Source organism: Shewanella sp. UCD-FRSSP16_17, from assembly GCF_001675935.1.
Taxonomy (GTDB): Bacteria; Pseudomonadota; Gammaproteobacteria; order Enterobacterales; family Shewanellaceae; genus Shewanella; species Shewanella japonica.
The window spans coordinates 752151-759843 of sequence record NZ_LZFV01000035.1; the positions used below are offsets into that span (position 1 = coordinate 752151).

At 41.8% G+C, this 7693-nt stretch carries 7 protein-coding genes and 1 tRNA gene; 4 read left to right on the top strand and 4 right to left on the bottom strand.

Going from position 1 to position 7693, the window contains the following annotated elements; genetic code table 11:
* Positions 1 to 29 precede the first annotated feature (29 nt).
* From ybeY to A9267_RS16965, 4 genes are all read right to left on the bottom strand, one after another.
* Complete coding sequence (gene ybeY / locus A9267_RS16950) at positions 30 to 512, bottom strand: rRNA maturation RNase YbeY (protein ID WP_055025758.1); 483 nt, start codon at positions 510 to 512, stop codon at positions 30 to 32.
* Positions 502 to 1590, bottom strand: a complete 1089-nt coding sequence (locus A9267_RS16955; protein WP_065110021.1) for a PhoH family protein — start codon at positions 1588 to 1590, stop codon at positions 502 to 504. The genes ybeY and A9267_RS16955 overlap by 11 nt, the downstream gene beginning before the upstream one ends.
* Positions 1591 to 1727: 137 nt before the next feature.
* Complete coding sequence (miaB, locus tag A9267_RS16960) at positions 1728 to 3155, bottom strand: tRNA (N6-isopentenyl adenosine(37)-C2)-methylthiotransferase MiaB (RefSeq protein ID WP_055025756.1); 1428 nt, start codon at positions 3153 to 3155, stop codon at positions 1728 to 1730.
* 92 nt (positions 3156 to 3247) lie between these two features.
* Positions 3248 to 3781 (bottom strand): hypothetical protein, encoded by a 534-nt coding sequence (locus tag A9267_RS16965; protein ID WP_065110022.1) that lies wholly within the window; start codon positions 3779 to 3781, stop codon positions 3248 to 3250.
* 217 nt (positions 3782 to 3998) lie between these two features.
* Between A9267_RS16965 and A9267_RS16970 the strand changes: the two genes are divergently transcribed.
* The 4 genes from A9267_RS16970 (at position 3999) to A9267_RS16985 (ending at position 7692) form a co-directional block, all read left to right on the top strand.
* The gene (locus tag A9267_RS16970; RefSeq protein ID WP_065110023.1) at positions 3999 to 5234 is read left to right on the top strand and encodes an FAD-dependent monooxygenase; all 1236 of its coding nucleotides are present in this window, start codon (positions 3999 to 4001) and stop codon (positions 5232 to 5234) included.
* A 382-nt stretch (positions 5235 to 5616) separates the two neighbouring features.
* The gene (gene pth, locus A9267_RS16975) at positions 5617 to 6204 is read left to right on the top strand and encodes an aminoacyl-tRNA hydrolase (protein ID WP_055025753.1); all 588 of its coding nucleotides are present in this window, start codon (positions 5617 to 5619) and stop codon (positions 6202 to 6204) included.
* A 104-nt stretch (positions 6205 to 6308) separates the two neighbouring features.
* Positions 6309 to 7400 carry a redox-regulated ATPase YchF gene (gene ychF, locus A9267_RS16980; RefSeq protein WP_055025752.1) on the top strand — a complete coding sequence of 364 codons (1092 nt, stop codon included), beginning with the start codon at positions 6309 to 6311 and terminating at the stop codon, positions 7398 to 7400.
* Between the two features lie 215 nt (positions 7401 to 7615).
* Positions 7616 to 7692: transfer RNA gene (locus A9267_RS16985), tRNA-Met, on the top strand.
* Position 7693 lies beyond the last annotated feature (1 nt).

Here is a 7693-nt window from a genome sequence, read left to right on the forward strand (position 1 = left end):
GGGCACTTTCATGCAATCCTTTGACTTATTTATGCTTCCTTATACGGATTTGAAAAACCTAAACCTTCAATGAGTTGAGTCTCTAATGACTCCATTTCTTCGGCTTCACTGTCGATAATATGGTCATAACCTAGCAAATGCAAGCAGCCATGAATAACCATATGAGCCCAATGTGCAACAAGGGGCTTATTTTGTTGTTTTGCTTCGAGTTCTACGACCTCAGCAGCAATGATTAAATCACCTAAAAGTGGCAATTCTACCCCTGGTGGGGCATCGAAGGGAAACGATAAAACATTTGTTGGTTTATCCTTGCCTCGATAAGTATGGTTAAGCTGCTGACTTTCAGTATTTTCGACAATACGAATCGTCAATTCAGCTTGTGCCATTGTGTTACCAATTGCGGTGCGAACCCATAATTCAAACTCTTCTTGTGTCGGAATAGCTTGTGGGTCATTTACCGCAATCTGTAAGTCTACATCTAGCTCCAGTTTCGTGCTTTTCTCAGAGCTCATTTTTAACGACCTCAGTAACATGATTTTCTTGCGTCATTTGTTCGTTAAATGCTTCTTGCCGCTTTTTGTACTGGCGCTCTTTTTCTGCTTTTATTGCTAGCTCTTTACTGTCGAAGGCATCATAGGCTTCAACAATTCTAGCAACAATTGGGTGACGCACAACATCGTGTGACATGAAAAAGTTAAAGCTGATGTCATTCACTTCGCTGAGCACTTCGATAGCTTGGCGTAGACCAGACTTTTGGCTACGAGGCAAATCTATTTGAGTAATATCACCTGTGATAACGGCGCGAGAATTAAAGCCGATACGGGTTAGGAACATTTTCATTTGTTCAACCGTGGTATTTTGGCTTTCATCCAAAATAACAAACGCATCATTTAAGGTACGGCCTCGCATATAGGCAAGTGGGGCGATTTCAATAATGTTACGCTCAATCAGTTTTTCAACTTTTTCAAATCCAAGCATTTCAAATAATGCATCATAAAGCGGGCGTAAGTAAGGGTCGACTTTCTGGCTTAAATCACCAGGCAAGAAACCTAACTTTTCACCTGCTTCAACCGCTGGTCGAGTTAACAAGATACGGCGGACTTCTTGGCGCTCAAGGGCATCAACGGCTGCAGCCACGGCTAAGAAGGTTTTACCCGTACCAGCAGGACCAATACCAAAAGTAATATCATGCTTGGCAATATTGGCCACATAATTGGCTTGATTTGGATTTCTTGGCTTGATAACACCGCGTTTAGTTTTGATGTGCAGGGCACTGTCCTCACCTGAGCTTTCAGCTTCAAGGTTGATGACTTCTTGTATGGCTAAATGCACGCGCTCAGGTTCAAGATCAGGGGTGCTGCCTTTAACCGTTTGCGTTTCAATATATAACTGCTTGAGCAAATTATTCGCATTAAATGCGTTGCGTGGTAGGCCTACAATCTTGAAATGATTGTTTTTGTGGGCAATCTCAACCCCTAAACGGCGCTCAAGTTGTTTAATGTTGTCATTATAAGGACCACATAATGAGGCCAACCTTCGAGTCTCTGAGGGCTCAAGGTACAAATTCATGGTTGTTACTTTAGTGGACAAAAATATTGCTCCAAAACGAGAGTTTATTAACAATCAATCTACGAGTGTAAACGCTAAAATACCACGCTATGATGGTAAAAGCATAATAAAGGCGGCTCAAGGCCGCCTTTATTAACAAAACATAATCTGATTAATGATTAGTTTGGAGTGAACTGAGTCACACCTAAATCATCATCGGTTTTATGTTTAGCCAAAATATCTGACGGGCGTAAACTACGACGTAAATCCATTTCGTCTTCACCACGGACAAATACGCCACGTAATGAATTCGTGTAAACGTCAACGATTTCAACATCAACAAAGCCACCAATGCACTTTGGATCGCCTTCAAAGTTAACGACACGATTATTTTCAGTACGACCACGAAGCTCCATTGGATTCTTTACAGATGGACCTTCTACCATAATACGTTGCACTGTACCTAGCATTTGACGGCTGTAACGCATCGCTTGTTGAGTAATACGGTCTTGTAAAATCGCTAGGCGCTGTTTTTTCTCTTCCATGGATACATCATCAGGCAAGTCCGCTGCTGGAGTACCAGGACGTGCACTGTAGATAAAGCTGAAGCTGTGATCAAAGCTCACATCTTCAATCAACTTCATGGTGTCTTCAAAGTCTGCTTGAGTTTCACCTGGGAAACCAATAATAAAGTCAGAACTGATGTGAATATCAGGACGGGCTTTACGTAACCGACGGATGATTGACTTGTATTCAATCGCCATATGGCCACGTTTCATGTTAGTTAAGATGCGATCTGAACCTGACTGAACAGGTAAGTGCAAGAAGCTCACTAATTCAGGTGTATCTTCATAGACATCAATAATGTCTTGTGAAAACTCGATAGGGTGACTCGTGGTAAAGCGAATACGATCGATGCCATCAATAGATGCTACTAAGCGAATGAGTTCTGCAAAGGTGCAGATTTCATCATCGTGAGTTGGACCACGGAATGCATTAACGTTTTGGCCAAGTAGGTTTACTTCACGTACACCTTGCTCCGCGAGTTGTGCAACTTCTAGAATCACATCATCGACAGGGCGGCTGACTTCTTCACCACGTGTGTATGGCACTACACAGAATGAACAATATTTACTGCAACCTTCCATAATGGACACGAACGCCGTTGGACCATCAGCTTTAGGCTCAGGTAAACGGTCAAACTTTTCGATTTCAGGGAAGCTCACATCAATAACGGCTTTATCACCGTTATTGATTTGGGTAATCATTTCAGGAAGACGGTGTAAGGTTTGTGGGCCAAAAATAATATCAACACACTGAGCACGTTCTTTAATTGCTTTACCTTCTTGCGACGCAACACAGCCGCCAACACCGATAATTAAATCAGGTTTTTTATCTTTTAAGGTTTTCCAGCGACCAAGCTGATGAAACACTTTTTCCTGTGCTTTTTCACGAATTGAACATGTGTTTAGTAGCAGTACGTCTGCTTCTTCAGCATCCTCAGTCAAGGTATAACCTTGATAATCGTCCAGCAAATCAGCCATTTTAGATGAATCGTACTCGTTCATCTGGCAGCCCCAGGTTTTTATGTGCAGTTTTTTACTCATCAGTTACGCCGTTCTATTACCACAGAAAAATAGCCGAGTATTTTAACTGCACAAAGGCTCGCTGGCTAGCCTTTGTGCACATCTTGTTAGCATTATTCTGAAATGGCGAATACCCCTATTTTTTCAGGGTATTTATCTTGCTGAGCTAACTCATTTGATTGATTAGCAAAAAAGCCAAAATCTTCGGCCATCGCTAAATTATCTAAACGTGCTTGAAGCATGACCTTTTGATTTAAATCAGCATGCAATCTTGATGAATGGGTAAACTCTGCTGCTAAATTGACGAATTCTTGTTCGTCATCAGCAAAAAAACCGTATCTTTTTGCCAAGGTGACATTGTCTTGGCGAGCTTGGGCAATAATTTTCTGGCCTAGCTCTCGATTAAAGCCAGTGAGCATTTCCGTGGTTTGCTGATATAAGGCATAATCAAATGGCGTGCGATAGATGACAGTGACGGTTTCCATTGGTTGTATTTGCGCATGAGATGCAGCAGAAAATAACCCAGTGACGGCCAATATAGTGCTCACTAAAACGCGGGTGATTTTTTTTACATTAAACGCCAATGACGTTGTCGAAAGTTTGGTGCTAATTTTTGTAGAATGTACGTACGTGCTGTTAGTAGACATAGTATCCTCTCTTACCTTGGCATGACAGAAGTGGTGCAAGGTGTTTTCATTAGACAGTTTGAGTATAAGAAGAGGTTTACTGGTTAATATGTCACCATTGTAAGCAGGTGTTGCTCAAAGATTGTCTAGCAACATATCGACACGATTAAGCGATTTTAGACACGTTTGCACATATTTAACTAAAACAAGTGTGACGTGCGATGAGAAGGGTTTAGTAATGCAAGATGCAGTTCAAGATACGGTTGAAGACAGTGACCAAAGTCAAGAGATTCAACATGATGTAGTGATTGTTGGTGGCGGGATGGTTGGGGCTGCAGTTGCTGTTGGCTTGGGGCAGTTAGGCTTAAATGTTGCAATGATTGAAGCTTATCAACCCAAGGCCTATGAACCAGAACAAGCGCTGGACCTTCGAGTGTCAGCAATTAGTGTCGCCTCTGAGCAATTGCTCGACCGTCTTGGTGTGATGGACACCTTATTATCATTACGTCATGTGGCATACAAAGGCTTAGAAACTTGGGAGATGGATGATTGCATCACTCGGTTTCATGCGGACCAAATAGATGAACCGCATTTAGGTTACTTTTTTGAAAATCGCTTAATTCAACTGTGTCTATGGCAACAAATCGAGACGATGGACAATATCACCTTATATTGCCCCAACAGTGTAAGTCGATTTGAACGAGTTAGCTCAAGTGAAGCAACACAAGTTAAAGTCAGTCTTGATTCTGGTGCTGAGCTGATGGCAACACTGGTTGTGGGGGCCGATGGGGCTAACTCACAAGTCCGTCAGTGGACAGGTATTGGCATTACAGGTTGGGATTATGCACAATCAGCCATGTTGATTAATGTTGCCACAGCGACTGAGCAACAAAATGTCACATGGCAACAATTTACACCTCATGGCCCACGTTCGCTTTTACCGTTACCAGGTAAAAATGCGTCATTAGTTTGGTATGACAGTCGCAGCCGAATTAAGCAATTAATGCAACTCAACCCTGTGCAACTTGCCGAACAAATCAGACAGCATTTCCCTGAGCGGTTAGATAGTGACTTTACCGTTATCGACAGAGGCAGTTTTCCATTAACACGTCGACATGCGCAAACCTATTATCAAGACAATGTGGTCATATTAGGTGATGCAGCACATACCATTAACCCACTTGCCGGGCAGGGGGTGAATATTGGTTTTAAAGATGTCGATGTATTGATTGCGACTATTGCTGATGCCATTGGCAACGATAAACCTTGGTGGACTGGAAGCGTGTTACAGCAATATCAGTGCAAACGTTATAACGACAATTTACTGATGATGTCTGCGATGGATGCATTTTATGCTGGTTTTAGTAATAATTTATTGCCGCTCAAATTATTAAGAAATGGCATGTTAAAGCTAGCAAACCATGACAACCCAATCAAAAAGAAAGTCCTTAAATATGCATTAGGCTTAGCATGACCGATATTGTGACTAGCCATACCCACAGATCTGAATCATTAATTAAATAATGTTGTCGAATGAAGTGCCTGAAAAGTTCAGGCATTTCTAATTTTGAACATCTATCTTCTCGTTTTCTCCTGCTGTTTTTCTTCTTACTAGGCACAGCCTTTGCGCCAATAGCCAGTTTGTGGCAATAAAATTAAATGCGCTGGTCAGTAAAAGCAGCCGCTTGGTGCCAAGTTATTATCTTCAGTTTAGGTTAATTAGCACAGGGTATTTGTTGAGTTCTGTTTTGAGTGTTAAAATGCCGCGCTTTAGCGCAATCAGATCATTGTCAGTGTGTTTTTGTACTTTGATTTGTTGTTCGCGCGGTATTATTTTCGCTAAAAAATGAGTACTAATGAGTCAAATTAAACTAATTGTCGGCCTTGCAAATCCGGGCGCTGAATACGCGCAAACTCGTCATAATGCAGGTGCATGGTATGTGCAGGAACTCGCACGTTTATGTGGCGCTACTTTAGTACCTGATAGTAAATATTTTGGTTTAACCGCAAGAGTGACCATTGACGGTAAAGATGTCAGGTTATTAATACCGACAACGTTTATGAATTTAAGCGGTAAGTCAGTGAGTGCATTAGCTAACTTTTTTAGAATTACCCCAGAGCAAATTTTAGTTGCACATGATGAGCTGGATATGGAGCCGGGAGTCGCTAAGTTTAAACTTGGTGGCGGTCACGGAGGCCATAACGGTCTAAAAGACATCATTGCGAAAATGGGCAACGATAAAGGCTTCCATCGTCTTCGTATCGGTATCGGCCATCCTGGTGATAAAAATCGTGTCAGTGGCTATGTGCTGGGTAAAGCGCCCGCAGTAGATCAAGAAAAAATGAATGCAGTAATAGATGAAGCAGTGCGTTCAACAGAGATTTTATTTAAGCAAGATATGGCGAAAGCCATGAACAGATTACATACTTTTAAAGCTGAGTAAGGATTAATCCGTATCAACGGGCTAATCGTCATCGGTTTTAAGATGATTATTGATATTCACTGCATCAGTGTTGGTGCAGTTCAACATAGATAAAGGTAACAAATATGGGTTTTAAATGCGGCATTGTTGGTTTGCCAAACGTTGGTAAGTCAACACTATTTAATGCGTTAACTAAAGCAGGAATTGAAGCAGCTAACTTCCCGTTTTGTACCATTGAGCCTAACACTGGTGTTGTACCAGTACCGGATTCTCGTTTAGATAAGCTTGCTGCTATTGTTAGCCCTGAGCGTATTTTACCAACGACAATGGAATTTGTAGATATTGCAGGTTTGGTTGCTGGTGCATCTAAAGGTGAAGGTTTAGGAAATAAGTTCCTAGCTAACATTCGTGAAACTGATGCGATTGGTCATGTGGTTCGTTGTTTTGAAGACCCAAACATTGTTCACGTTGCTAATAAAGTTGATCCAGCTGGCGATATCGAAGTGATTAACACTGAATTAGCATTAGCTGACTTAGACAGTTTAGAGCGTGCTATTACACGTCAACAAAAGCGTGCTAAAGGTGGCGATAAAGAGGCTAAGTTTGAAGTTGAAGTGCTTGAGAAAATGCGCCCAACGCTAGATGAAGGCCAAATGCTGCGTTCACTTGAGCTAAGTAAAGAAGAGTTAGCAGCTATTGCTTACCTTAACTTCTTAACACTTAAGCCTACTATGTATATTGCTAACGTGTCTGAAGATGGTTTTGAAAACAACCCGCATTTAGATGCAGTAAAAGCGATTGCAGAAACAGAGAATGCTGTTGTTGTTGCTGTTTGTGCGGCAATTGAATCTGAGCTTGCAGAAATGGACGCTGAAGAGCGTGATGAGTTTATGGCAGATCTCGGTTTAGACGAGCCAGGCCTTGATCGTGTGATTCGTGCAGGTTACCAATTACTGGATTTACAAACTTACTTTACCGCTGGTGTAAAAGAAGTGCGTGCTTGGACAGTGCCAGTTGGCGCAAGTGCTCCACAGGCCGCTGGTGTTATTCATACTGACTTTGAGCGTGGCTTCATTCGTGCACAAGTGATGAGCTATGATGACTTCATTGAGTATAAAGGTGAAGCTGGTGCCAAGGATGCGGGTAAATTACGTGTCGAAGGTAAAGGTTATATCGTTAAAGATGGCGATGTAATGCATTTCTTATTCAACGTATAAAAGCGATTTTCAAACTATAATAGTGTGAAGATTGTTTAAAAAAGGGATTGAGGTTAACTTTACTAAGATATTTTGTCGATTTGACGCTCAGTTTGGTGAACTTATAGCCGAACAACAACAATTGATGAAAATAGCTAAAAAAAGCAGTTGACCTCGATACCCTGAATAAGCATAATACGCCCCGTCCTCACGACGAGGGCAAGAAAGAATAAAGTGGCAATGTAGCTCAGCTGGTTAGAGCACAGCACTCATAATGCTGGGGTCGCAGGTTCAAGTCCCGCCATTGCTACCAT